General features: G+C 56.2%; 30 protein-coding genes. 1 reads left to right on the top strand and 29 read right to left on the bottom strand.

All coding sequences use genetic code 11. The annotated features are described in order from the left end of the window. Positions 1-21 precede the first annotated feature (21 nt). The 8 genes from ACT3RW_RS08255 to ACT3RW_RS08290 all read right to left on the bottom strand — a co-directional run bounded on the left by ACT3RW_RS08255 (position 22) and on the right by ACT3RW_RS08290 (position 6993). Complete coding sequence (locus ACT3RW_RS08255; RefSeq protein ID WP_444613417.1) at positions 22-861, bottom strand: shikimate dehydrogenase family protein; 840 nt, start codon at positions 859-861, stop codon at positions 22-24. Positions 862-903: 42 nt separating this feature from the next. Then, positions 904-2301 carry an endolytic transglycosylase MltG gene (gene mltG, locus ACT3RW_RS08260; RefSeq protein ID WP_444613418.1) on the bottom strand — a complete coding sequence of 466 codons (1398 nt, stop codon included), beginning with the start codon at positions 2299-2301 and terminating at the stop codon, positions 904-906. 49 nt (positions 2302-2350) lie between these two features. Continuing rightward, complete coding sequence (gene ruvX, locus ACT3RW_RS08265; protein ID WP_444613419.1) at positions 2351-2824, bottom strand: Holliday junction resolvase RuvX; 474 nt, start codon at positions 2822-2824, stop codon at positions 2351-2353. Then, positions 2817-5507, bottom strand: coding sequence for an alanine--tRNA ligase (alaS, locus tag ACT3RW_RS08270; protein ID WP_444613420.1), 2691 nt, complete (start codon positions 5505-5507; stop codon positions 2817-2819). Before alaS ends, ruvX begins: the two co-directional genes overlap by 8 nt. 19 nt (positions 5508-5526) lie before the next feature. Further along, the gene (locus ACT3RW_RS08275) at positions 5527-5736 is read right to left on the bottom strand and encodes a hypothetical protein (protein WP_131088269.1); all 210 of its coding nucleotides are present in this window, start codon (positions 5734-5736) and stop codon (positions 5527-5529) included. Positions 5737-5814: 78 nt separating this feature from the next. Continuing rightward, positions 5815-6186, bottom strand: a complete 372-nt coding sequence (locus ACT3RW_RS08280) for a DUF948 domain-containing protein (RefSeq protein WP_444613421.1) — start codon at positions 6184-6186, stop codon at positions 5815-5817. Positions 6187-6488: 302 nt separating this feature from the next. Continuing rightward, positions 6489-6638 (bottom strand): hypothetical protein, encoded by a 150-nt coding sequence (locus ACT3RW_RS08285; protein ID WP_444613422.1) that lies wholly within the window; start codon positions 6636-6638, stop codon positions 6489-6491. Between the two features lie 10 nt (positions 6639-6648). Further along, positions 6649-6993, bottom strand: a complete 345-nt coding sequence (locus ACT3RW_RS08290) for a hypothetical protein (RefSeq protein WP_444613423.1) — start codon at positions 6991-6993, stop codon at positions 6649-6651. Positions 6994-7644: 651 nt separating this feature from the next. On the opposite strand from ACT3RW_RS08290, the gene ACT3RW_RS08295 reads away from it, so the two are divergent. Further along, the gene (locus ACT3RW_RS08295; RefSeq protein WP_444613424.1) at positions 7645-8190 is read left to right on the top strand and encodes a P63C domain-containing protein; all 546 of its coding nucleotides are present in this window, start codon (positions 7645-7647) and stop codon (positions 8188-8190) included. Between the two features lie 135 nt (positions 8191-8325). Here ACT3RW_RS08295 and ACT3RW_RS08300 read toward each other — a convergent pair whose 3' ends face one another. From ACT3RW_RS08300 to ACT3RW_RS08400, 21 genes are all read right to left on the bottom strand, one after another. Beyond that, positions 8326-8526 (bottom strand): hypothetical protein, encoded by a 201-nt coding sequence (locus ACT3RW_RS08300; RefSeq protein ID WP_444613425.1) that lies wholly within the window; start codon positions 8524-8526, stop codon positions 8326-8328. Positions 8527-8536: 10 nt separating this feature from the next. Continuing rightward, positions 8537-9403 carry a hypothetical protein gene (locus ACT3RW_RS08305; RefSeq protein ID WP_444613426.1) on the bottom strand — a complete coding sequence of 289 codons (867 nt, stop codon included), beginning with the start codon at positions 9401-9403 and terminating at the stop codon, positions 8537-8539. Positions 9404-9474: 71 nt separating this feature from the next. Beyond that, positions 9475-9783 carry a hypothetical protein gene (locus ACT3RW_RS08310; RefSeq protein WP_444613427.1) on the bottom strand — a complete coding sequence of 103 codons (309 nt, stop codon included), beginning with the start codon at positions 9781-9783 and terminating at the stop codon, positions 9475-9477. 9 nt (positions 9784-9792) lie between these two features. Further along, positions 9793-10215 (bottom strand): hypothetical protein, encoded by a 423-nt coding sequence (locus ACT3RW_RS08315; protein WP_444613428.1) that lies wholly within the window; start codon positions 10213-10215, stop codon positions 9793-9795. 30 nt (positions 10216-10245) lie between these two features. Then, entirely contained in the window at positions 10246-10947 is a 702-nt protein-coding gene (locus tag ACT3RW_RS08320) for a hypothetical protein (protein WP_444613429.1), read from the bottom strand. Positions 10948-10962: 15 nt separating this feature from the next. Continuing rightward, on the bottom strand, positions 10963-12732 hold the full coding sequence (locus ACT3RW_RS08325; protein WP_444613430.1) for an SGNH/GDSL hydrolase family protein: 1770 nt from the start codon (positions 12730-12732) through the stop codon (positions 10963-10965). A gap of 15 nt (positions 12733-12747) precedes the next feature. Further along, positions 12748-13203 carry a hypothetical protein gene (locus tag ACT3RW_RS08330; RefSeq protein WP_444613431.1) on the bottom strand — a complete coding sequence of 152 codons (456 nt, stop codon included), beginning with the start codon at positions 13201-13203 and terminating at the stop codon, positions 12748-12750. Continuing rightward, complete coding sequence (locus ACT3RW_RS08335; protein WP_444613432.1) at positions 13200-15398, bottom strand: hypothetical protein; 2199 nt, start codon at positions 15396-15398, stop codon at positions 13200-13202. Before ACT3RW_RS08335 ends, ACT3RW_RS08330 begins: the two co-directional genes overlap by 4 nt. A 9-nt stretch (positions 15399-15407) precedes the next feature. Then, complete coding sequence (locus tag ACT3RW_RS08340; RefSeq protein WP_444613433.1) at positions 15408-15878, bottom strand: hypothetical protein; 471 nt, start codon at positions 15876-15878, stop codon at positions 15408-15410. 275 nt (positions 15879-16153) lie between these two features. Then, the gene (locus tag ACT3RW_RS08345) at positions 16154-20671 is read right to left on the bottom strand and encodes a phage tail tape measure protein (RefSeq protein ID WP_444613434.1); all 4518 of its coding nucleotides are present in this window, start codon (positions 20669-20671) and stop codon (positions 16154-16156) included. A gap of 102 nt (positions 20672-20773) precedes the next feature. After that, entirely contained in the window at positions 20774-21046 is a 273-nt protein-coding gene (locus tag ACT3RW_RS08350) for a hypothetical protein (protein WP_444613435.1), read from the bottom strand. 52 nt (positions 21047-21098) lie between these two features. Further along, complete coding sequence (locus ACT3RW_RS08355; RefSeq protein WP_444613436.1) at positions 21099-21404, bottom strand: hypothetical protein; 306 nt, start codon at positions 21402-21404, stop codon at positions 21099-21101. A gap of 32 nt (positions 21405-21436) precedes the next feature. Continuing rightward, positions 21437-22090 carry a hypothetical protein gene (locus ACT3RW_RS08360; RefSeq protein WP_444613437.1) on the bottom strand — a complete coding sequence of 218 codons (654 nt, stop codon included), beginning with the start codon at positions 22088-22090 and terminating at the stop codon, positions 21437-21439. A gap of 92 nt (positions 22091-22182) precedes the next feature. After that, positions 22183-22704 carry a phage tail tube protein gene (locus ACT3RW_RS08365; protein WP_262197721.1) on the bottom strand — a complete coding sequence of 174 codons (522 nt, stop codon included), beginning with the start codon at positions 22702-22704 and terminating at the stop codon, positions 22183-22185. Positions 22705-22706: 2 nt separating this feature from the next. Beyond that, entirely contained in the window at positions 22707-22934 is a 228-nt protein-coding gene (locus ACT3RW_RS08370; RefSeq protein WP_444613438.1) for a hypothetical protein, read from the bottom strand. An 11-nt stretch (positions 22935-22945) separates the two neighbouring features. Next, complete coding sequence (locus ACT3RW_RS08375; RefSeq protein ID WP_444613439.1) at positions 22946-23371, bottom strand: hypothetical protein; 426 nt, start codon at positions 23369-23371, stop codon at positions 22946-22948. After that, positions 23372-23737 (bottom strand): HK97-gp10 family putative phage morphogenesis protein, encoded by a 366-nt coding sequence (locus ACT3RW_RS08380; RefSeq protein ID WP_444613440.1) that lies wholly within the window; start codon positions 23735-23737, stop codon positions 23372-23374. Between the two features lie 10 nt (positions 23738-23747). Then, entirely contained in the window at positions 23748-24167 is a 420-nt protein-coding gene (locus tag ACT3RW_RS08385) for a DUF6093 family protein (protein ID WP_444613441.1), read from the bottom strand. Then, complete coding sequence (locus ACT3RW_RS08390; protein ID WP_444613442.1) at positions 24167-24538, bottom strand: hypothetical protein; 372 nt, start codon at positions 24536-24538, stop codon at positions 24167-24169. The genes ACT3RW_RS08385 and ACT3RW_RS08390 overlap by 1 nt, the downstream gene beginning before the upstream one ends. A 26-nt stretch (positions 24539-24564) precedes the next feature. Beyond that, positions 24565-25644 carry a phage major capsid protein gene (locus tag ACT3RW_RS08395; RefSeq protein ID WP_444613443.1) on the bottom strand — a complete coding sequence of 360 codons (1080 nt, stop codon included), beginning with the start codon at positions 25642-25644 and terminating at the stop codon, positions 24565-24567. Positions 25645-25661: 17 nt separating this feature from the next. Then, entirely contained in the window at positions 25662-26006 is a 345-nt protein-coding gene (locus tag ACT3RW_RS08400; RefSeq protein WP_444613444.1) for a capsid cement protein, read from the bottom strand. Positions 26007-26017 lie beyond the last annotated feature (11 nt).

Genomic DNA, 26017 nt, shown 5'->3' on the forward strand with positions numbered 1-26017 from the left:
TTTTGCCATGACATGACGTATTTACTGGTGTCGAGTCAGGCCCAGAGAGTCAAACATCGCATTTGTGACGTCAACACGACGCTGCTCATCCCATGCCTCGTGCGCAAAGAGGCGGACTTGTTCCACTGCTTGATGCACCAACATGTGCAACCCGGAAATCACCGGTCCAGCCCAGTTTTTCGCCAACTGCGAGGGCCACGGATCGTAGGCGACGTCTAGCAGGATGCCGGTTCCCGGACCAAGGGTTGAGACCCAAGTATCGGCCGCGCGTGGCGGCAGGGTACTAAAGACCAGCGGCAGTTCTCGGAGCTGAGCTCCAACTTCTTCGGTGATGCCTGAGATTTCGTGGAAGACCGGGTTGAGCGACAGCTCATTAGCTAGGTCCAGGGCCCGGGAGGCGCTGCGAAGAGAGCGAACCACCAAAAAGACTTGCTGTACGCCCAGCTCAGCGCAGGCCTGCAAGGCTGCCAACGCGGTATTGCCCGATCCGAGGATCATGGCTTGGCCGCAAGGAGCCTGGGAAAAATCCTGAACCGCGCGGATAAGCCCGTCAACATCGGTATTTTCCCCAAACAGTGTTCCGTCGTCACGCACCACAATGGTGTTCAGCGCACTGAGGCGTTGGACTCGGGTGGAAACTTCGTCCATGTAGGGCAGGAACACGTCTTTGAGCGGCATGGTCACCGAGCAGCCGGCCCAATCTTCAGTACGCAGTCGAGCTATGTGCGCAGCGCTTTGGCCAGGCTCCAGATCGATCGCCTCGTAGCTCAGATCGGCCCCGAGTAGCTGGTAGGCACGCTGATGCAATACTGGTGACTTCGAGTGGCTCACCGGGTGGCCCAGAACCGCAGCCTGCTTCATCTTTTCCTGCACTTTCTGCTGTGGAGTTACTGCGGGTGGTGTCTAGCAGACGCCGGGATTTTCTGAGCACCAGGTTCGGAACTGTGCCTGGTTCTGCTGGTGTTCTGCATAGGTGGAGGCAAATTTGGTTTCGCCGGTACTGATATTGACCGTCACCCAGTAGTAGTAACCGTTATCTTCCGGATTAGCTGCCGCCTTGATCGCAGCATCTGCGGGAGAGCCGATCGGCGTCGGAGTTAGGCCGGTATGTACATAGGTGTTGTACTTGTTGGCCTTGTCCTTTTTCTCCGACGGACTGAACTGCAGGCTGTAGCGCTTGAGACCGTAGATGACCGCCGAGTCCACCTGCAATAAGCCGTGGGTTTCCTTATTGCCTGGGTCCAAACGATTTTCGATCGCTCCGGCTACGGTGGCGTAGTCCTTCTCGCGCGCCTCGGCTTGGAGGATGGAGGCAACGGTTAAGGTCCGGTAACCCTGTTTCAGATCGGTGATTCCAGCGTTTTTCAACGTTGTTTTGGTGCCCTTAACCATCTTGGCGAGAACGGTTTTGGCGTTGGTGCCCAGCTCAAAGCGGTACTCCCCTGGGTGCAGCCAACCTTCAAGGTTGGGCACAGATGAGGGAAGCCCGAACTTTTCTGGCTGATTGGCCAGCTTTTTCAAGTCCGCTAGTTTCAGCCCTGAGCTCTTGGAGATCTCGCTCAGTGCTGCGTCAAGGCGGAGGTTAGCTTTCAGCCCAATGTAGAAGACCTTGCCCGGCTTGTTATTAACCAAAACCTTGGCCGCGTCCGCTGCCGGCATCTGCGACTTAAGCAAGTAGGTGCCGGGGTGAATGAACTTGTTTGTGGATTCGGAATCCTCAATTGCTTTAATGAGCAGCTTGTCGTTGGAAATCACGTCCATCTCTTCAAGCTTGCGCGAGATCACTCCCACGCCCCAGCCATCTTGAACGGTGAATTCCACGGCGGATCCGCCTGGGCCCGGATAGTCGTCGGGGTTAAATTGCTTAACCAGAGCCTTAACGAAGAACAGGGACCCTGCGACGATCAGGGCAAAAATAATGACGGTGGCCAGCATGACGACGTTGCGCTTGCGCCGGGTTTTTTTGCGTCGTTCGCGCTTAGACACGGAAGGGATTTCGCCGGTCAAAGAGCTGGCAAACATCGTTTCTGATGCTTGCTCTCCCGTGGTTTGGGTGCCCTGCGCAGGTGCCAAGGCGGGGAGGAACCGGGTGTTGGTATTCTCCCCGTCCTGGCTTTCTGGTGCGCTCGTGCTTGCCGAGGCAGCGGCGGTTTGCTGTGCAGCGCCACCGCTGTAGTGATTCAGGCCGGTTAGTTCCGGAGCCGAAGGTTCTGCGATCGGCGGACGTTGGCCCGCCGAGAAGCTTTCGTATAGCGCGCGATGTGTATCGCGTTGGCGCTCATGACGGGCTTCTTCTCGCATTGACTCTCGTTTCTCGGGGCGGTTCGTACTAAACCTAGGATCGCTAGGTTTACTTCAGTACGATCCGGCTGGCCCGCACGCGGACGTTGTTCCGGCGCATTTCCAGCACCTGCTGCAGGATTTCAGTGGCTGCAACTTGGTCGACAACCTTGCGATGATCCTCCATCTTACGTCCCGAAGCATGCAACGCGCGGTGCGCATTAACCGTGCTCAAGCGTTCGTCAACCAGAAAAACCGACAGCTCGATATTAGCCTCTGAAGCTTCTTCTGCCAAAGCAATAGCGTAGTCACGAGCCATTTTGGTGGATTCTGTGGTGTTTCCGGCCAGCGATTTTGGCTCCCCGATGAACACCTCGGTGGCATTTCGATCGGTGATGATGCGCAAAAGCATTCGACGGTCCGAATTTTTCTTCACATCGCGTCGAAGGGTCATCACAGGGGTCGCCAGAATGCCCGATGGGTCAGACGCGGCAACGCCGACGCGGGCTAGGCCCACGTCGACGCCGAGTGCAACATTAGCCATTAGCTAAGGCCGCCCGGATAGCATCCAGTGCTTCGTCAATCTTCGAAGCATCCTGGCCGCCGCCCTGAGCCATATCGTCCTTGCCGCCGCCACCGCCGCCGAGTACACCGGTCGCGGTACGGACCAAAGCCCCAGCCTTAAATCCATTGGCACGTGCGTCATCGTTGGTCACTGCTAGCACCAGTGGACGGCCGTTGGATTCGCCGATCAAGACGATCACCGCCGCTTCACTGCCTAGCTTGCCGCGCAGATCCAAAGCCATGGTGCGTAGCGCATCAGCCGAATCGATCTGGCCGGCGTTGTGTGCCAGCAGACGGGTCGAACCGATGGTGACGACCTTCTCCAACAGCGATGCGGACTGTGCAAGCATTGCCTGGCTCTTGAGTTCAGCGATCTGCTTTTCAGCCGCCTTGAGCTTGGCAACGGTGTCGTTAACACGCTCGGAGACCTGGTTAGAAGGCACACGGAACAAGCCCGAAAGCTCAGAAACCAAAGCACGCTCAGCTGCGCCGTGACGGAATGCTTCCATACCGACCAGCGCCTCAACACGGCGGTTGCCCGAGCCCACCGAAGCTTCGGAGAGCAAGGTCAGCTGACCAATGCGGGCGGTGTTATCCACGTGGGTACCACCACACAGTTCGCGCGACCAAGCACCGTTCATTTCAACCACGCGAACGTCGTTGGAGTACTTTTCGCCGAACAGGCTCATAGCGCCCAGCTTCTTCGCCTCTGCCAGAGCCATTTCGTTGGTGACAACCTGGTAGTTCGAAGCAATTGCGAGGTTCACAACCTCTTCAACTTCGCTGCGAGCTGCTGGCGAAAGCGCCTCTGCCCACGAGAAGTCGAAGCGCAGGTAGCCTGCCTTGTTGAAGGAACCAGCCTGGGTGGCCGTTGGGCCAAGCAGCTCGCGCAGTGCAGCGTGCACCAAGTGAGTGGCGGAGTGTGCCTGCTCGCCGGAGCGACGGCGTACCGCGTCAACTTCGGTGCGGACCAAAGCCTCGGCTGGAAGCTCGCCCTCACGCACGATCACCTTGTGTACGTTCAGACCCTTAACCGGAGCCTGCACATCGGTGACCTCGAGAACAAAGCCATCACCGGTGATCAGACCGCTGTCGCCAGCCTGTCCGCCGGACTCAGCGTAGAACGGGGTCTCGTTGAGCACCAGGTCAATTTCCTGACCCTGCTCAGCGTAAGGAACAACCTGGCCGTCGCGGATAATGCCACGGATCGACGACTCACCCTGAAGGGTGTCATAACCGGTGAAGTGCACATTGCCGGCCTCAGCCAGCTGGCTGTAGACAGAAAGGTCAGCGTGGCCGGCCTTCTTGGCCTTAGCATCCTTCTGCGCGCGGGTGCGCTGTTCGTTCATCAGTTCGCGGAAGCGCGGCTCGTCAACGGACAGACCAGCTTCTGCTGCGATCTCTAGGGTGAGGTCGATCGGGAAACCGAAGGTGTCGTGCAGGGTGAAAGCGTCGTCACCTGAAAGGTTCTTGCCCTCGTCCTTAGCGTGACCCAGCGCTTCATCAAGACGGGTGGTGCCCGAAGCGATGGTGCGACGGAATGCGCGCTCTTCAGCGTAAGCAATGCGCGCAATACGCTCGAAGTCGTTGGCTACCTCTGGGTAAACACCCTTCATGGCATCGCGCGAGACTGGAAGTAGCTCTGGGAGTACTTCGGTATCCACGCCCATCAGGCGCATGGCACGCACGGCACGACGAATCAGGCGGCGCAGCACGTAGCCGCGGCCTTCATTGCCCGGAGTGACCTGGTCGGAGATCAGCATCAGCGAGGAGCGGATGTGATCGGCGATCATGCGCAGGCGCACGTCGGTGGCGTGGTTAGGGTCAGTTGGATCCTCGGTGGAGGTGTAGGTGGCGCCAGCGAGTTCTGCAGCCTTGTCGAGCACCGGACGGACCTGATCGGTCTCGTACATGTTCTCCACACCCTGCAAGATCATCGCAAGGCGCTCAAGGCCTAGACCGGTGTCGATATTGCGCTTTGGCAGTTCGCCGGCAACATCAAAATCGGTCTTGGAGCGTACGGCCGAAAGGCGGTACTGCATGAACACGAGGTTCCAGATTTCGATGTAGCGGGTCTCGTCGACAGCTGGGCCGCCTTCTTGACCGTACTGTGCACCGCGATCGTAGTAGATCTCCGAGCAAGGACCGCCGGGACCGGGCTGGCCGGTGTTCCAGTAGTTATCTTCCTTACCGGTGCCTACAACGCGCTCGGTCGGGATGCCGATCTCTTCTTCCCAGATCCGTCGTGCTTCAACGTCCTTCTCATCGCCGTCTTCATAGACGGTGACCCAAAGGCGTTCCTTGTCCAGACCGTAGCCACCATCCTCGAGCGAGTTGGTCAGCAGTTCCCAGGCGTAGTGAATGGCTTCACTCTTGAAGTAGTCACCGAAGGAGAAGTTACCGCACATCTGGAAGAAGGTGCCGTGACGTACGGTCTTACCTACTTCTTCGATGTCGCCGGTACGGATGCACTTCTGCACCGAAGTCGCACGGTTGTACGGAGCCTCTTCGCGGGCGGTGAGGTACGGAATGAAAGGAACCATACCGGCCACAGTGAACAAGAGTGAAGGGTCGGCTGATACCAGCGAGGCGCTGGGCACCGCGGTGTGGCCCTTCGAGACGAAAAAGTCGACCCACCGACGGGCAATTTCCTGCGTTTTCATCGTGTTACGGATGATCCCTTCACTTAGCGGCGTCCACGCCCAAGGCGGAACGTAATTCTTCTTCGCGGGAGCTCATTCCTTGATGGAAGGCTTCCAAATATTCCGCGACGCGGTCAGTGTATTTGCTGACCTGGCGATTAAGCGCTGCCCCGGACTTTACTTCAGCGTATTTCTTGGTGGCGAGCATTCCTACGCCCACACCAATAGAAACCCACAAGAGCTTTTTCATTCTAGTCTCCTTGGCGGCCATCAGCTGGCCGACGGTCTGATCATGCGTCGATACGTGTTCGATCGAACAGGCTCTGACTTAGCGGCTGCGACGTGCCTTGCCACTTGGCTTGGTGTTCATTGCAACCTTCACGCCTTCGGTGAACGCGGCGACCTTGATCAGCGGCTTGCCTACGGTGGCAGCAACTAGCGAGGACAGCGCGGAAACATTGGCACTGGTATCAGAAACGTTATTGGTGATCGTGTCGACCTTTTTGAGCTGGTCATTGGTGGTGGCGACCGTGTTGGCGACCTCCCCTAGCAATGGGGTGGTTCCGTCTGCCACGTCCTTGATCGTGGTGCGAAGCTCATCAAACACCTTGCCCAATTTAATGATCGGCACTGCCAGCAGTACGACCAGTACTACAAACGCGCCGGCGGCGATAAGCCCTGCAATATCCGAACCCGACATGTGCTTCCTCTTCTGCTTTGGTTTTTGGTGCCAGTCCACCTTATCGAAGTCTGAGCTCCAACAGGTAGTTAAGCGACAAGCCCGCAACCGAAATCGGTTGCGGGCTTGGAACTAGCGCACGGATTTAGCGTGCGTAGTCTGATGCGTATTAAGAGGGATAGATGTTTTGGCCTGCGCTTATGCGGAATTCCGGGGCAAAACCGTGAATTTCGTTGGTGCCCAGAATTGCCTCAGTACAGTCATTTCAAGCCTGAATCAGCCGCCTACCGGGAGCCAACCGCCACAGAACCGCCACAACTCCCCTACCATTCCCGATCCACCATTATGCTGAGGCGAACTGCTCCATCGGGCACCAACTCGGAGGCTTGGTCTCGGGCTGCCTCGTAGTCATCGCCGACGGCTGACGTGGCCATGATTTTCCCGTCTTGCAGGTAATTTACTTTTACTTCCACATGGCGAATTCTAGTCGGTTTCTGGAAGGGCTGCTGTCCACGGGTCTGCCCGGAAACTGATCTTGGCGTCTTCGCGTTCGTGCCAGGTGTGATTGTCTTCGGTGCTGCGCCAGATGCTGTCGGCTCGCTTGATTCGAGTTGCCGAGGTGGTGGGTACCCACTTCACGTCTAAGCGCCCGTTGTAGACCCAGCGGGCCCCGTTTGGTGGGTATTCAATGAACAGTTCGCCTTGCACCCATCCACGCAACCTAGCGTGGATCTTCCCCAGCTCAGTGTCGAACACTTGAACGTACGGGTACTCGCCAGTCATGTATGTACGCATGCGCTCGAAACGATTATCAGCAAACTGAGGCATACGACAATTTTAGTGGTGGATATTCGATTGACGTAACTACGTAGTGCGCTTATGCTTAGCTGGGTAAGCATGAGCGCGCAACTTCACTCGTAGAAAACCGCTTTCGCTCACTAAATAGTGCTTGACCTGCACGTACTCACAGCGCGCAGGCTCGTCTAGATCGAGATAGAGGGAATCAAGATTTCAGCTAAGCATGAGTTCGACAAAGATTCAGCCACAACGAACGGTTCTAAGGGCGGAAAAGCTAGAGCTGCCAAAACCACGGCAACCCAGAGAAGCCTTATCGCGCAAAAGGCGGCCGACGCGAGGTGGGGGAAACTAGTTCATAAGGCGGAATTTGTCGGATCCATAGACATCGCCGGATTGTCCTTGGAATGCGTTGTGCTGGAAGACGGCCGGCGCGTCATATCTCAGGGTTCAATTCTAGAATCGCTAGGCCGATCATCCTCAAGTGGCCGGCGAACAAGAAATGACAACCGTCCACCTTTTGCCGAAGCAGGTAACCTGGTTCCATTCTTCACAGAGGACCTCATCAACCTGTTCGACCGTCTCGAATACCGTCAAGAAGGGTCGAATCTTACTCGTCTCGGTTACGGGGCAGAGATCCTTCCACTAATATGCGACGTTTATCTAGCCGCCCGAGAAGCTGGAGTGCTCACTACGCAGCAGCAGGCTACCGCGAAACACGCAGAGATTCTTGTGCGTGGTTTGGCCCGCGTCGGAATTGTCGCACTCGTTGATGAAGCGACTGGGTACCAGTCGAAGCGTGCTAAAGATGAACTGGCTAAGATCCTCGAAGCCTATGTGAACGAGGAATATAGGAAATGGGTCAGGAAATTCCCTGAAGTTTTCTTTGAAGAGCTCTATAAACTACACAGCTGGGACTTCAGGCCGGGGAATCACAATCACCCTGGCTACGTAGGTAAGTTCATCAACCAATATGTGTACGATGCATTGCCCGATGGAGTCCTCGAAGGGTTGCGCGAGGTGAACCCCAAGAACTCGTCGGGCAACAGAACGAGACGGCACCATCAACATCTGACTGAAGAACAGGGACTGTCGCATCTTGAAGATCAGATCAAAGAGACCGTGACTCTAATGAAGCTTGCCGATTCAAAAAAGCAGTTCCACGCAAGCTTCAACAAACTACACCCGACCAATCCGGAACAGTTCGAGTTGGATCTGAACCTAGACTGATCGAATGGTTAAATAAAGTAAACCGCCCCACTCGTAATGAGTGGGGCGGTTTACGTTTTGGCCAGGCTCCCGGAGTACGGCCGTCTCCGGGAGTCCAGCGGTGCGGTGGTCTTGCCCTGCCACCGCGCAGGGGGTTTATTCGGCTACGTGGTCGCCGGGGTCTTTGCCAGTTGGTACAAGGTAGCCGGCAATGATGACTAGCAACGTGGTTACCGCGCCTTGTACTTCACCGGGTGCGTCAATGCCGAGCAGTCCGAGGATGTAGAACACGATGGTGGTTACGGCTGCCGCTGCGGTTGTTGCGCCGGTGACTGGTCCGATAGTGCGTGATGCCATGGTTAGACTCCTAGTCGTCGTTGTTGTCGTTGAGCCAGCGCTGGATGGCTTCGTAGGTCATCTTCTTCGGCTCGCCGTCGAGGATGCCCTTGTAGAACTTGCGGTCTTTGAGGTAGCGCTGGAATTCGTACCAGAACCACTGGCCCGGCTTGCCGTCCACCTTCAGCGGAGTGCCCTTGGGTACGCCCCACTTCGCGACAGGGGTCTTGATGTAGTACGGCTTTCCGTTCGGGTCGCGTACGTCGCGCAACCAGTTCTGCAAGTCGGTGTAGCCGAGTTTCCGGATCTTGCCGTCCCACTGCTTGTTCGACTTATAGCCGAGCTGGTGCATGAGAATCTGGATAGCACCCTGCTCCCACGACTTGTAGTTGCCGTTGATCTTGAGCTCGGCATAGTCGGTCGGGAAAGTGGTGGAGCCGTTCGGAGTGTTCGATGGCGACTGGTCTTTGACCTTCTTCACCTTCGCGGTTTCAGGCTTGCCGACTGGCTTCACCTCACCCTTCACAAGTCCCCACGAGCCGGACTTGGCCGCAGCGGAGGTGTGTTTGATCGACACATGAACATGCTTGGTGTGGGCGTTGGCGCCTTCGTACTTGCGCCACCTGGTGCCACCCCAGATGCGGTAGTTGTAGATGCAGTAACTGGTGCGGTTGTCGTAGATGACGGCGTTCAGGAAGTCAGTGACGCTGATGCCGTCCTTGTCAACGTCGATGGCACGGACGATGCCACCGTCTGCATAGTCCGGGTTGTGATCGGAGACGCGTGCCTGGTGAGAGGTATCGCCCACCCAGCCATCTGACGCTTTGTCACGATCAGGCCATCGGGTATTAGTTTCGCTGCGGAGATCCACGAGCGAAGGGGCAAGGTAGAAACTCATTGCCAAGTCCTTTCGGGCATAAAAAAGGCCCCGCTGTGAGATGCAGGGCATAAAAAATGGACTAGCGTTTGCTAGTCTTTGTTGGTTTGTGGTTTTTCTGGGGGTGTAGGCCATGCGCCGATTTGCTCGATCGTCGCACCGTGTTCGATCGCTATCCGGCGCACGTGTGAACAATGCTCAGCGGTTAGCCGGCGATAAGTAGCCTCCCACTCGCGCCACGCTTCAGCAGTAGCTACACGTTCAGCAAGAGACAAGTTCTCTTTACGTTCCGATTCAGCACGGCCTGACCGCCACTTAGCGAACTCTTGAATCCCGACAGTGAGGAAACCGCCACTGCCCACCATGATGGCGAGCGTCGCCCAAATTTGAGGGCCATCCATAATGGCCTCCTACTTGCCAGGCTCATACGAATACGGTTTGATCCGCCAGTACCTATTCACAAAGTGCAGTAAGCCGATGAGCACGAAAACAAGCTGTGGAATCCGGTTGCCTGACTCAGTGATATGCAATGAAATGAGGATGCTTGCGTATAGTGTGATTGCCGTAGCGCAGGCGATGATCGCTGGTTTCTCAATCAACCATTTCCCGGTCGGTGCTGAGTATGCACCCATCGCACCACCGACCAGCGCGAACAGACCCCACGCTAGTGTGATGCCGTTGCCGAATGCGCCCTCGATACTGCGTGGTGGATCCAATATTGTCACCAGCCCGCCAGTGAAACAGAGAACGTAAATGAGTGTTTGAACAACGGACACAAGGCGAGGTTCCTGGATACGATTCCAGAGGCTCACCGTCCAATGCGGTTTAGACATAAGATTGCCTCTTTCGTAAATAGGGCGCGCCTACACTGCGTTTCCTGGCAACGTTGAAGGCATGTTCTCTTTCGTGTACCAGTGAATGGTGAAGTAGATCTGCGCGCCCGTTGTCACTCCGAGAATTTGAAGGTTCCCGTCTGACCTGACATTTACGCGCTCTCCGGCAGGGTTCCCATCACCATAGACTGCTTCGTTGAATAGCCGAATGTCTGGTGGGCGGAACCCTGCTGGGACTTGCATCTGATATTGGTTCGCGCTCACATATGGCACGCCCCATACGGATAGTTCGACCCAATTGCCTGATCGAGTTAGCGTTACTTTTCCGCCAGTTCCACCCCATAGGGAACGAACGTCTCGCGGCCCTGTTTCCTTGTTTAGTAGCACGTGCGCCTCACCTTCGTAGGTTCGCGTAACTGCATAGATAGGCAGGTCAGTCAGGTTGACTGGTGTCGTCAAGTTCGGCACACCGACAATAATCGAGTGCTGGACACCGCTAAGACTATGCATGGTCACACGGTAGGCCCAAGGGATCGTATCCCCCTCGGGCGTCGGCTCCACAGCAACGAGTGTTGCTACTCCGGCGTTCAGTTCCACCTGCTGCGGAGAGGGCAAGACGGTGGACGGCCCTGCGTTGAATGGTTGGGTTGGTTCGATACTTACCGAGCCCATGAGGTTGTCGGCTGTTCCTCCGCTGCCGTCGCGCAGGTTTATGTTGATATTTCTCGCCATTGCTTCCCGTTGTTTCTATCGGGTCTGGACGGAGAATTTCGCCCAGCGCATTTCGGGGACCATTGATCCACATCGGAAGCCGACTTTTGTGTTTCCACGCAGCGGGTCGTAGTACTGTGCCGAAGGCGTGTACTGTGTGATGTACTGTCCGTCCAAGAATATGGTCAACGCTCCGGAACGTGCCACAACACGAATCGTGTGCCATCCTGCGCTGATACTCTTGGGAATTTCGAGGCGTAGTCCCGTAGCTCCTGCGATGGTCGTGTAAACGCCGATTCGTTGGGTTGATCCCGCGTCGATGAATACGCCCATACGGTTGTCGTTGTCTTTAGCCCAGAACACTAAACCGGAGAGAGTAGAAATATTGCCTGGATGGTAAATATCGAGGGTTGCGTCAAAGTCGTGCGCTACCGATTCAATAAGGCAAGTTCCAGGTGAAACGATGCCTACTGAGTTGCCCATGACTTCAAATTCTCCCGATACTGCACGCCACGGTTGCCCCGTGTCGGCTACACCCAGTGGGCCATTGGCACGCAGGAAGTCATCTTTCACGACTACCTTGTACTTGGGCGCTTCCACGGGGGCTTCTAGTGCACGTCCGATAAGTCGCGCTTGCATGTCATGGCCGGGCGGGGTGAGGTGCACTTCGTCTGGCTTCAGGTAGTCGAGCGGGTCAGTTCCGGGGATTCCTATGGCTTTAAAGTCGTAGGAAACATCTACGAATGCCACGTTGGAGCGTGTTTCGGCGAGCTCGCGAAGTACTTTTCGGTATGCGTCCCAGTAGCTCGTAATGTCCTTGTTCTGCCGTTGGTGGGCGTGAATGAGAACATGAACGTGCGGCACGGTAACTACTGCATCAATCTGGTCGAGGACAGCGACTAGACCGTTTCGGTATCGTTCCTCCGTGAAGCTCAGGTTTGCGTCATTAGAGCCGACCATGTGGGTGATGAGGCTCGGCTGAATCTGTCCGATGCGCGTAATTTTCGATGCTGGCATGTAATCTTCGACGGTAGTTCCAGACTGGCCGAAGTTGTAACCATGCAGACCGGGCAGGTCGTAGATTTGAGTGGTGTGATCACCCACAGGCGTTTCTCCGCCAGGACCCGAAGCGTACTGCGCCTGCATGCCGGTATGGAGTTTATTTACCCACCTATCTGCTGGTCGCTGATCAGATCCTTCGGTGGAGGATGAACCGCAGTAGACGTGCGAGACAGGACCGATTTGGGCGCGTGCATACCCTGCGAACATGGCTCCAAGTGCCGGGTTCGTGGTTTTTTGAATAACGCCGTATACGCTATCTCTCGCCGGTCCGTTAGCAGTGATCGCAGCAGAAATGACATTACCGGCTGGTGCACCGATTAGCGCTGCTGCTGCTTCAGCAGCGATCCGTGAAGCTTCGGAATCTTCTGCTGCGTTCCGTGCATCTGATGCGATGCTGTTGAGGTCGCCCTCAACTGGTGGGGTCCACTCGTAGACTGGCAGGCTATTGAAGTTGATAGCGGTAGTTCCGTCTGGAACTCCTACGACCCAAGTCCAAGTCTTTTCTGTGTTTGAATCGAAAACGGTTACCCGGTGCGCCCATTCAGGAATTGGGCCGGGAGGTGTGATCGACGCATCGGTGGCCACCGCTATACCATTGACCAGCGGGATGGTGCGCTCAAAAGGCATAACCCAGGAAGCACCTAGTTTGTATGGGCGAGTCGCTTCGATGGTGATTTTACCGTAGAGGACTTCCACGGCTGATCCCCCACCACGGCGGAAGTTGAAATTAATTTGACGGCCCAATGCTGGACTCCTTCTTTAGTTGAGTCGGAATACGACTGTGGCGACGGGGTTGTTTCGTGCCGCCCCGCTTTGTTGTGCGATTGCGACGATTCCGCCTGCTGTGATTCGGACTACGCCTACATATCCGCCGTCGAAGTAGGCTGCACCGGTTGCTCGGCCTTGGGTTGGCCCTATACCAACCGGTAGGCTGCCAACGATTTCGAGGCTTCCTGATGCCAGAGAGCCGCCTAAGTCGATTTGGACGATGACGATCTTGCCGTATCTCGTGTAGGCCATAGTTCCGCTCATGCCAGCCAGAGTTACCGGAACGTCGACCCATCCTGTGTCGAACACTGTTGATCCTGCTGGGGAGAGCGCTTTGATCCAGTCGTTAATGCCCGACCACCAGCGCCTGATTCCGCCGATTCCTGACCACGGGTTGTCGGATGCTTCGGGGCTTACTGGTGCGACGATCTGTTTTGGTGTGCTCAAAGTGTTCCTCCGAAGTCTTGGCCCCATTCGTCTAAGTCGTTGAATGAGCGGATTTGTTGTGCTTGCAAGAAAGCGTCAAGTGCCGTAAAGCTGTCCAAACTGTTGGGCTGCATGAACTGATCCCAGTCATCGAACGTCACTGCCACCAATGTGAGATCAAGCTCTTGGCTGTACTGAGAGTGGTCGCCATTCAAAGTGATGCCGGTTATGAGCGCCTTAGATCGCAAGTTAGTGATCGGGTCGATAATCCGGACCAGATCACCTAGCTGCCGTGCGAGGTTAGGCACGACGCGCATTCCTTGCAGCACAGGTTGAGCTACTTCTGTTTGTGAAGCCGCCCAGTGCAATACCGTTTGAGCTGCGTCAGCGTCTTGAATCCACGCGCCGGTTGATAGCTCTAAAGGGCTGACCGCTTGGTTGGCTGAGACACCTTTGGATATTGTTACGGGATCTCCGGCTGTTACTAACAGGCTGGTGCGCAGGGTGATTGCAGGGTTGCCGTTTCCGTCAACCATCCAGATCGCCGAAGTGTTCTTGTTGGTGATAGTGATCTTGATGCGCGAGCTGCTGACCATGCTGGTCTTGATACTCACTGAGTCATCGGCGGGTCGTGAACCTGAGCCATCGAGGGCAAATGATGCAGCCCAGCGCGATAAGCTACCCTCGGGATACCGGGTATCCCATAGAGGAACCCACCGTGAGAGTCGGTCTGTGGTTCCGTCGATGTCTACGAATAAGACTTTGGGCGTGCCCACCCTGATAAGTAGTGGACTGTCTGATTCCCAGATTGTTGTTTCATCAGCTGATTTTGTGACAATGGTCGGCTTGTAGGTTAGCTCCACTCGGTCCGCTTGGTCGGCTGGGTCTATGATCCATCCAAGAGTTTCGACCTGTTCCAGCGCTTCGATGGTTTCACCATAGTTACCAGTTCCGCGCAGTAGATCACGTGACCGGAAAATTAGTGTGCCAGTCTCATCCATCCATACGGCGCCACCGGTTGACGAAGCGATCTCTTGGAGTAGATCCCATCCTGGTGCAACTGGTACGTCTAACAGTCCGGTGAGTATCGACCCTGTGGAATTGATTTTCGCTTTGTTCCCGCGCCCGAAAATCTCTGTGGCGGTCGTGGTACTGAACTGCACGCCACGGGCCACCGCGTCTCCCACTCCACGAACCTGGCCTCGTGGTGGGGATACGCGTACTGGGGTCCATGTTTTACTGCTGTATGCCCCGTAGCTCGTTCCCTCAGCACGTGCCCTCATGGAGAAGCCCTTGAGGTTCACTTGGAACTGGATACGTCGCCAACCTGAACTAGCAGACGGTGCACCTAGTATGGGAACCTGTAAAGTCTCCACACTGTCGCGTGTTGCAGTGACCGATGCTGCTGCCACCGTAAAGGTAATGTTGTCGCATCCAGGAACTTTGAGGACAACACTCCCTAGCCCGTTATGGTCTAGCGTTACGTACCATGCGTCAGGGTCATCCGAAGCATTAGCCAATACTGTTGCACCTGATGCGAGTCCAATCTGCCCGTCGTGGTCAGCCCATGCCAATTCCCCAGTCACGTTTGTGTTTGGGTTAGTTGCAGAACGGTCGGGGACACTGGAACCCATGAGCGGGAAGCTGAGCAGTGTTGTCGAAATAGGCTCAGGAACCGCGTAATATCCACCGGCTCTTGCTACCTGATGCACAACCCAAGCAGCGTCAAGCCGGTCCGTTTCCGAGTACGTCCACTTCAGGGTGAATGGTTTGCGCAGCCGCAGGGAATATTCATCAAGATCTAAAGAAACTTTCGCTTCAGTCGAAGCTCCACTAATCGGCGCGACCGTGAACTCACCCAACGCAATACGACGATCAGGAACTGTTGTGTAACCGCCAAATTGCGACGCATACACGGTGCACCGGCCACCCGGCCCGAGGCGGTATTGACCAAACCCCCAAGGCGACATGTGGGCAGGTAGCTGAGGAATACTCACCTGACCAGAAGCGATACTGTGCCCAGAAGCGCCTCGCACCTGAGTCGGCAACATACCCCCGGTAAGCTGCCGAGAAATAGACCAATCCCCTACAGGGCTAGTTCCCTGTGGCGCTTCCACTGATTTTGGCGGCCAGGTTGATTCGTGAAACTCACTGAATATTTCAGGGATGATTTCTAGCGCCGATTCGCCAGGCCAGTTTGAGGGCTTCTGCTGCAAAGTTTCCTCCTAAATATTGGGTCGGCCAACCTCCATGAGGGTTACCTCATAGTCAGATCGAGAATTGTTATCAAGTAGCATCTGGAGGACGCGCTGAGGGTCCTGCACTGCTACACGGCAGGGGGTTCCTGCTGATGCGTAGAAGTCACCGCGAGGCGGTCCTTCGTGGATGGTCGCCCCTGATGTGCCTGTGTTTGTTATTTTTAGGGTGATTGTTGAGTCGGAGAGAGGTGTGAAGCTGGCGGCGCATTGGCGGTATCCTGACCCCGTTGGTGCGCTGATGTTGATCATGGTTCCCGTGCCCAAGCGGTATTGCGCCACGGTGGTCCCTGCTTCTGCCTGTGACCAGACTGCGACCGTGTACACCATTCCACGTAGCGTTGGTACGGTGATTTCTCGGCCTGGCTGAATCCCACCCATCGGAACGCCATCCACGATGACCGCCGATTCTCCCCCCGCGCTTAGGCGGGCAGGGATCATGTTTTCTCTCGCTTTAGCAACGTCATAAAGCCAGCAGTCCCCCAGCAGCCCGTTTGATGCGTAATTGAATAGTTTTGCCCACGCCGGCTTCTGCCACAGTCTCCCCACTGTCCAAGTGCGGGGTGCTGAACGCCCTATTTGCGCGTACCTCACCCCGCCCGTGGTAACCAGTTCAGATCCCCTGCGATCAGAGGACACCTCGACACCAGCGGACACTTCCACTGGTTGCATTGCTCCGAGTGGTCCAAAATAAAAACCGCTCACGGGGGATCCTCCTACTTGTGTGTTCCGTTGAATCGCTCGCCAGCCTGAACCAGAGTTCCGGCTTGCTTGCCACTTACTTGAAGAGCGGCGCTGAGCTGAATGCTGGACATTGCTTGAGCTAACTGTTGGTAGTCGATAGCCACAGCTGGAGCTGATTGCGATGACGCGTAACGCGACACCTCAACAGACGGCGGAACCATGAGCGCCGGTGGAGTCATCAGGTTCTCGGCAGCAGATTCAACATCGCTAACCTTAGACAGCAGACCAAGCTCCACGCCGTCGCCAGCATCCACGCCAGCCTTGAACAGTGTGCGTGAAGGTGAGTGCATGTCCAAGGACTTACGGAATGCTTTCTCTGCGTTCTTGCCGAGCTTGTAGAACGCGTTTTCAACAACGTCATTCTTCTTCTCCAAGCCGTCCACCAAACCCTGCGCGGCATCAATACCGCCCTTAGACATGGCCTTCGTCAAAGACTCGCCCGTGTTCAACCCGTACTTCTCAACAGACCTGAACGAACTCAAGAAGCTCTTACGTTCGCCATTGTTCATGGACAGCATTGCGTCGGCCAGCTCGAACGTTCCCGATTGGGTCCATTCGTCGATTACCTGCTGGATCATGTTCTCGTTGAAGCCCAACTTTTGAAGCTTCGACACCTTACCGGACAGCTTCTTAGCACCGGACGCGAGAGACTTACCAAAGGACAGTAGACCCTTCTTGCCTACGTACTTCTGGTATCCCCACTTGTCCGTCTGCCCTGTCAGCCCACCGAGATCGAACGCGCCAACCATCGAGGATTGGACACCCTTCTGAGCTGATAGGAGATCGTCACGCTTCGAAACAGCCTTGTCCAGCTTCTTCGTCAAAGACTCAGAACGCTTCTCCAAGCTGAGCAACTGAGACTCCATGCCATACGCAGTAGACCGCAAAGAAGACCGCTTACCCTTAGACAAGTCCTTGTTGCTCGACTGCTCAAACAGGCGATCAACAACGCTCATACCAGATCCTGAAGTGAAGCTGTCCGTGATTTCGCCACGCTTCAAATCACGTCGCAAATCAAACCGCGCCTCAGACAAACGACCCTGACGCTCACGCTCAGCCTTAGCCGCCTCCTGCGCCTTCTTCCGTGCATCGTCAGCACGCTTCTTAGCTTCCTTAGCAGCCTTATCCGAAGCCTTCTTAGACGCATTACTAGACTTCTTAGTAGCCGAAACTTCAGCCTTGAGTTGCTTCAACTCGTACTTAGCGTCGTACAAGTCAGCCTTGAGAGCTGCCTTGCGCGCCTTGTTCTTTTTGTCCCCAGGCATCAACGAGAACTGACGTTGCAACCGGTCAACCTTCGACTGAGCCGAACCAACACGACCGCCTGATGCGAGGCCAGCAAGGTGCTGTACTGCAGGGTCGTCGCGGTTGATCGCTGACAGGATGCCGTTGTATTTGTCGGAGCTCTTGTTGTTGATGATCCATTCGCGGTCATCCACCCAAGCGATTGGGTTTCCCTTAGAGGTCATCGCTAGGATTTGGTCAGTACCCAGCCCGGTGGAGGGAAGTTGCCCGCCCTCGGTGTAGCCAGGCAAACTGGCCCGACCGCCGTTAGCATTCTCAGTCAGCCCGCCACGACCACCGCGCCCCGTGGAAGTCTGACCTCCACTGACGACTACGCGGGTGTGGATGGTTGACCAACGGTCAGCGGCCGCTGCGTTCAGCGCCGCAATAGCTCCACCAACAATTGGGTTAGCGGTGATCGTTGCAGTTCGAGCCTGAGCGACCGTATCCAACTCTCCGTCTGCCGTACCAGTGTTCGTAGCTTGCGCCTTGATCTGAGCTTCACGGTACTTATTAGCGACAGCGTCAGCTTTCTTGCCGGTCACCTCAGCTGTGCCGTTGTCAGTCACTTCGATGCGACCGTCAGGCAACGTGGTGACCTTGTAACCCATAGCTTCAAGAGCAGCAATAACTTGCGGGCTGTTCTCGTCGATCTGGATCTTGCCGTCAGGTGTAGCCTTGACGAGCTCGTGAATACTAATCAGCTTGGCGCCGATGTCGTCAGTGTTCGAATCGAAGCTGATGTACACAGAGCCGGGAATTAGGTTCAGCGAGTCAGCCAACGCCGCGGCCTTTTCGCTACTCATACCCATTGCTTCAGCATTAGCTATGAAAGCTTCGCGACCTGCAGCGATGGTTGCCCCGAGTTCGCCGGCGCTTGCACCCGCTTCCCGTTGCGCTTCCATAGCCGACAGTGTTGACGACGCGATACCGTCGAGGGCCGACTGGTTGGCGCGGCCCTTCTCAGTGGTGATGTCGAGAGTCTTGCCGTTCTCAGCGATAGAAGCTGTGGCGGCATCGAATGACTCTTGCATTCCGCGGAGTGCTTCACGTTCGTTGAGTACGACCATGCCAGCGTTGACCATTGCTTGGTAGAAGTCATCGACGGCTTGTGCGGCTTCTTCAGCGGACACTGCAGTGTCACCGAGTGCGCCTTCAACGCTTTGCATTCCCTCGGAAGCGCCAGGCGCGGAAGTTTGGATTCGACCGAGAGCCAAGTCAACCAAACCAAGCTCGTTGTTAGGGTCAATCTGAATACCGTTCTCGGTTGCCAAGTTAGTCAAAGCCGACTTCAGCTCGGGTGAGCTGTTGATCAGCGTTGCGACGTTTTCGTCGGTGAGCTCTAGCTCAGACTGCAACCCTTGTAGCGCTTCGATGCCTAGATCGGATTCGCCCATGTCGAATGCACGAGCGATACCCTTCGCGGCTTCTTGGAGCTGTAGCGCATCTTCAGTAGCGGCGCGAACGTCACCGAAGGAAAGGTTCTTTGAGAACCATCCGGTGATACCGGTCATTCCGTCGGTCATGTCTAGTGCTTCAAGGGCACGCTTAGCGTTGGCGGCCTCAATACTGACGGTGCCGTAGTAGTCCTTAGCATCCTTGGCAGCGTCACCAAATACCTGCCCGGACAGGCCGTCTAGTTCGTCGAGGTTCAGCGTGTCCTTGACGTTGCCGCCGGTAGCGATCAGGTTGAAGTACGCCTCAACGTCAGGCTTTCCGGAGCGGACAGCATCGTTGATGCCTTCAATGACTGTCTTGCCGATAAGGATGCCAGCACCGACTGCGGTGATACCGCCCAGCGTCTTGCCGAGCAAACCAACAGCTTTGGTAGCGCGTGGCGTGTCAATACCAAGCGCTTGCATCTTGGGGATTGTGTCCCCCAAAGCGCTGACGAGCTTCATCATTCCGCCGGTAGCCAGTAAGCCGACACCACCCACACCGCCAAGGACAGTTAGTGCGGTCTTCACTGGACCAGGCAGATCAGAGAACCCGCCAGCAAGGTCAGCAATTACTTCAGCAATGCCAGAAACTGCTGGGAGGATCACTGCGCCAGCTTCGATGGCTGCGTCCTTGATGTTGTTCCAAGCAATCTTGATCTTGGATTCAGCGGTCTCGTACCGCTTGTTTGCTTCGTCAACGAGGGCAGAGTTCTCGCTCCACGCCTGAGCACCGAGGTTTAGGGAGTCGGTGAGTAGGTCCCCGGAGTTGGCGAGGGCGAGCATGACCTGAGTTTCCTCAGTGCCCTTGATACCCATTTCCTTCAGCGTCGCGGTGACGTTGCCACCGGATTCGTTGACACCGTTGATGCCCTTGGATACGAGATCCAGCGCTTCTACTGGTGCTTCACGGAACTTCGCTGCAAATTCGTCTGCGGAGACACCTGCGACCTTGGCGAATGACTCTAGGCTGTCTCCACCTTCATCAACAGCGGAACGCATCTTCAACAGGACACGAGTCGTTACACCGCCACCGAGCTCAGCCTTCACACCCATAGACGCGAGCGTGTTCGACAGGGCCAGCACGTCAGCTTCAGACGCTCCAACGGTTGCACCAGCACCGGCGATACGCTGAGCCATAGACAGGATGTCGGACTCAGTCGACGCGCCATCGTTACCAAGAGCAACAAGTGCCGAACCGAAACGTTCGACACCCTTGGAGCCCTCGCGCTCCATCGTTCCCATGACGTTAGAAATCTGGGCGATGTTCGTTGCCGCTTCTTCGGCGGTCAGGTTCGTGGACTCGCCCAAGTCGATCATGGTCTTGGTGAAACCTGAAACGTCCTTGCGTGCGACACCCAACTGGCCGGCTGCTTCAGCAACCGCGGCAATCTCCGTGTGAGTCGACGGCAAGGTCTTCGCGAGGTTGCGAAGCTCCCCCTCCAATTGCGCCATCTGCTGTGGAGAACCGTCAACAGTTTTGGTTACACCAGCCCAAGCTGATTCCCAATCAATCGCGGCCTTCGTCGATAGTGCTAGTGCTCCGACGATTGCGGCGCCACTGGCAACCATGCCGTTCGAAACTTTGTCCCACGCTTGATCGTGTGTCTGCGCGGTCTGGGATAGGCGACCGATTGCTGACTCTGACTGCTTGCCAGCGGCTTCTGTTTCTTTGGCGGTCTTCTTGGCGGCGTCTGCGGCGGCTGCCATATCGCGTTTGAAAGCGCCAATTTCGGCTTTGATTCTGATTACGACATCGCGCTCAGCCACACTGGCACCGCCTATTCAATTAGAGTTTTTGGGCATAAGAAAACCCGCCAGACCCCCACAAAAAATGTGAGAATCTAACGGGCTAGATCTTTGCCGTCAGTGTTACTGCGTGGAGGTTTTACCCTCCGCTTCATGCTTATCCAACGCCAGAATGTATGACGCTGTCGTTGCTGCCGCGATCTGCTTCGAATACCCGGTAATAGCTACTAACAAGCCGATAGGGAGAAGACCAATAAATACCGGAGACCCATCATTGATGATGACGATACCGCCGATGAGCAGTCCGATGACCGCAACTATGACCCCAATTGTTTGGAGTGCGGAGCCCTCATTTTGTACGTACTGACTTGAAGGGTGAGTGATGAAATTTGCCATGACAGAACCATAACAGCACGTTCAGACCTTTTAGTTGAAAGTCACATTATGACTATTCGGTATCCCATACGGGGTAGAAAAGTTGTCCTGGGTATTGGTTGTTTTTGTTGTCGTTGTGTGCGGCTTCTTTAGCTTCGCATGCGTGGCAGATAGTTTCTTTCCACTCGACACGACCGACATTGTCATCACCGAAACCGATGGATGACGGGACACCACATGAGTGGATGCTGTCCTCGTACTGTTGCAACGCCAACGCCATTACACGGTCTTGCTCCAACCATCGCCCGTTGTCTGCACGGAAGCCCAACAAGACGGTGACGGGGATCCTCCACGACCGGGCAGTCTTAGCCCAGGTCACGAAGTGCCCCCATCGCCGTGTCGCCATGGCCGCTACGATTTTGGGACGGTAACCTCTGGGGTCTCGTTATTCGCCTTGTATGCAGCATCTGCGAGTAACCCGATTTGGGATTCGCCCAGCTTTTCGTACAGGGTGCGGGTCTGGTCGAGGGTGAGTTGCTTCCACCCTTCACCGACCTGCATTTTGGTGGCTTCGGCGATCATCCGCAACGTGGTTTCGTGGTTGATGACCTTGTCGGTGAACTCTTTCACGCCAATGCGGAGGTAGGCGTTGATGTCTGCGGGCACGGTGATTTCCATGCGCTTGCAGGTTTTCTTCGCTTCGGTCCGGCCCATGGCGGCTGCTTTGTCGATCTTGTCGGTGCATTCGTCCAAGACTTTTTCGCGGATCGCGTCTGTTTCTTGCTTGGTGAGTGCGGTAACACGGAAGACACGCTTGGACTGATCGATACGGTTCCATAGGTCGTCGATCTGCGCTTCGAGTTCGGCGTTGGGGTTGTTGGTACCGCCTAGTGCTTCGTCGCCTTCAGCTACTTGTTCTACAGGCTGTTTCTGGGCTTCGAGTGCTTCGACCTCGGCGATGAGGTCCATGCGGGCGTAGAGGTTGACATTGTGGGTGTTTCGTTCGCCGGTTGCTAGCCACTGGTCGAGGTCTAGTTCAGCGTTTGGTGCAATGTTTTCAGACACGATTGACTCCTAAAAGGTTTCGGAGACTCCCTAAAGGGTTTAGAGTCCGGGTAAGAGCGGGAGTCAAGCACCCCTACCCGGACTGGTCTTAGTTACGCGGTAGCGACAACGGCGCGTTCGTCTACGCCTTCTTGGATCGAGAACACCTGACGGAACTTCTCGTAACCCGCATCAGCTGGCGAAAGAATCTGCGGGGTGTTAGTCAACACCTCGTAAACCTGCACCTCATCCGCTGCAGTGAACGCAACAGTGTGGGCCTTGGTACCCTCAGGAACCTGACCGATACGCTGAACAAGGTAGCCGTGGAGACCCTTCGAAGTGAAGGTTTCCCATGCGGTGTCGTCAGCGGTTTCACGCCAGCGGAAGAAGTCCATGGCACCCTCGAAGTTGGTACGACCAGGAACAGAAGCGTTCGAGGTTGCGCACAACGCTGGGTCGGAGATTGCGTCATCGCCAGTAGCGCCGAGAGTGAAGTTCGCTGCCGTAACAAGGCAGGAAACATCCAAGACGCCAACGCCAGTCAATTCCGTAACGGTTGGTGCGGCGATGTTCGCGATGGTAGGGACAAAGACCAGCTTTCGGCTGGCATCAGTGAGTAGCTTTGGACCGGCCATGATCACTTACCTTTCTTGTTGGATGGAATTTCTTTGAGTTGCGGGAATCGGCCGTCAAGCCAAGTCCGCGGAACCCGGTTCGGGAGGATGTCCCCGGTTTTTGCGTCGCGGACGCGGACCAGTTCTCCTCGGTCTTCCGGGTTGGAGATGCGGTATTTGGGTAGTTCTGGTTCGGTCACGGTGTTGGCCGGCGCGGTGGCTGGCTCAGTGACCTGTTTGGGGGTTGCCAAGGGTTGGCCTCCTAGTTGGTGTTGAGCCGCCATGAGAGCGGCAGGTAGAACCGGGCCGGTGTGACCTGGTTGTCTGGGAGTGGCGTTGCGACCCGGAATGCGTCTGCGTCGGGTTTTAGCCAGTGGTTCCCTATTCGGGTGTTGGTGAGTGCTTGTGCGACGAGTTGTGCGCACTTGCGGGCGTGGTCTGGTGTGGGGCCGACGCAGTTGGTTTGTGGCGCCCAGTCGTGCACGGTGGTGTCGACTTGTCTGGTGAGGTCGCGTTCTTCCGGTAGGTCTGCTGTGATTCCGGAGAGCAGTAACACGTACGGGAGGATGTAGCCTGCGCCGTCGGTGGGGAGCTTTTCGGATACGTACCCGTCATAGATACGGCCACCTAAAGCGGGGATTGCTTTCAGGGTGGCCGTGAGCTCTGTATTCAGTTGTGTTGCGTCCATTTACCCGCCTATTGCTTTTGCTGCGAGTTGCGCCATTGCCTGCGCGAACGCTGGTTCGTGTTTGTCCGCTGCAGGGCCCATGAACGGTTGGGCTGCCATACGGCTCGTGCCTAGCTCGACGTAGGTGGCGTAGTTTGCTGATGCTCGAACCTCGGCTGATGGTGAGTCTTGGGAGACGCTTCGCAAGTCGGAAGTTGTGATCGATGAGCGCAGGTTTCCGGTATCTACCGGGGAGAGAGTCTTAGCCGTAGCTTCGATATCCTTCGCAGCCTTTTTCACTGCGACTTTCGCCAGCTGGCCGGCGATCTTAGGGACAGTGCCAAGGTCCGCCGCGAGTGATCGCAATTCCGATGCATCGAAGCTCACGGGATACCGCCTAAGGGTTTTGTTGGGTTTGGTTTTCCCATGCGATGAAGTCGTTAGCCCACAACTCGGATCCGGTCATGCGCTGTTTGAGCGTGTATTCAACACCGTTGCTGGTGACGATGTCGCCGCGCTCCCCCGCGTGAAGTGGTGGAAGCGGATTCACTGCAAGCATCGGGAGCTGGATCAAGTATTGGCGTGACTCAGTTGGTTGATCTGTTGGGAACGCGGTTGATTCACGCTTCAGCTCCTGAATACGTGCCATCCCAGACCAAACCGGTGCGCGCCCCGTCCACCCCTCAGGTAGCGGGAATGGTGCTGGCCCATCAGTGACACGCTCAATGACACAGTCCGCAGTCATGCCACCAGCAACCACCGGACGATGATGCTCAGACCAACCAGGCGGGATGATGCTAGATCCGGGGAAAGGCATCAGAAGACCCTCCACGACTCAAGCTCATTAATTCCTGACCCGGTGTCGATAATTTCAAACACGCCACCAAAGTCCGGGTCTTCGTCGTCTGCTCTGCTCCTAAGCGTTTCAGCTAGCTTCCTTAGAGCATCTGCTACCTTCGCGCCATCGGTGGACAAATCCTGAGTCCTGATGACCTTGGATACCAGAACCTCAGACACTGCGATTGCTTCAAGCGCGTCAGCAGCTGCCCGGTAGACAGCCCACCGTGCCCCGTCTTCCCAGCCCTGCATCTCCAAATAGGTTTGCAAGGTCTGGTCATCGATCAAGGGCGGGGTGGCCATGTCTGCGATTAGTACACGCACATACTTGATTGGTGTTTCGTAGTCCATGACCACCACTCCCCTATCCGATTTGTTTAGACCGTGCCGTTCGAGGCGTAAACGCCTGAGGTGAAGCCCTTGTCGATGCCGTAAACGTCGCGGCCACGGAACCAGATGGAATCGTCGTTGAACGATCCTGCATCAACCGGTACGGTGCCGCCGCCTGGGCGTTCGCCCTGGTCACGCTTGACGCGGATGTCCACGTTTTCCTCGCCCGAAAGCAAGGTGCGGATGATTGCTGGCAGATCTGAGGAACCGGCAGGAACCAGAGCCCAACCGGTGGACTGTGCAGCGCCGAGACGCTTGCCAATCGCACGGGATTCCAGTGGTGTGACAACACCCTTGAATGGGTTCTGCACACGGGTCTTGGTGACCTTCGCGCCGTCGGTGACCTGCATTTCCAGTTCGTATGCGTTCAGTACGCGTAGAACCTCGGAGCGTAGGCCAGCCGAGTGAACCAACACGAGGTTGGACACGTCGACCAGATCGCCACGGTGGTCAACAACCTGTGACAACTGCTTGATAGCAGCATCCAAGTTGTCAGCGGTGAACTTCTTGGTGTCCACGGTGCCGAAGAAGTCAGCGCTCCAGTTGCCGGCGGTAGCATCGACCAACAGGTCTGCTACACGGCTGTTCTGGCCCTTGACCGAGCCATTGCCCAGTACTACAGGGAAGTTTGCCAGTGCGGTGAACTGGCGGGAACGGCGAAGCTCCCACGACAGGCCGTAGGACTTACCGTGCTTTTCAGCACCGTGAGTCAGTTCGGTTTCGTTCATCGAACCGGACTTGTACTCTTCGAGTTCCTTCACGGTCTCGAATTCATCCGAGCCCCACAGGTCAACCAGCTTGTGACGGTTGAAGTCGTCCACAGTGGTGTTGGTGAGGATTGGTTCGAATTCCTTTACCGCAGCTTTCTGGGCTGCGATGGCCTTCTTGGTAAATGCGTCACCGAGCAGGATTGGGAAGTCGTCCGTGCTGAATGCTTCGAGCAGGCGTGCCTGTGCGAATGGGTCGGATCCGGTGCGGCCGGCACCGAACAGCTTGGCGGCTTCGTGGACGCGCTCTTCGTGGGAGGATGCGCGGCGGAAGCCTTCCTGTGCAATTTCGTGAGTCATGGTGTTGACTTCCTTTCTTAGGCGGTTGCGCCAGCGGTGTAGCCGAGCGGCACGACCTCAACGGGTGCGGTGCCGGTGGTCTTCGATGCGAGCGCTACGCCCCAAGGGGTGTTGCCGGTCGCGGTGGCGGTAAGTACGCCAGCCGAAGTGATGTAGACGGGCAGGCCCTGGGTGGCGAGAGCACCGGTAACGGGGATGTCCCAGGAGCCGTCCAACCAGATGGTGACCTTTTCGCCGATGGCAGCATCAATCTGTGCTACGCCGGAGATCTGGCCTACCTGTACTGGGTCGCCGGACTTGATCGCCTTGGTGGCGGTGACGGTGATGTGTAGGGCGTTGGTGTAACGCTGGTTCTTTGCCACGGTGTTGCCTC

Source organism: Glutamicibacter sp. AOP5-A2-18, from assembly GCF_052446055.1.
Lineage (GTDB): Bacteria > Actinomycetota > Actinomycetes > Actinomycetales > Micrococcaceae > Glutamicibacter.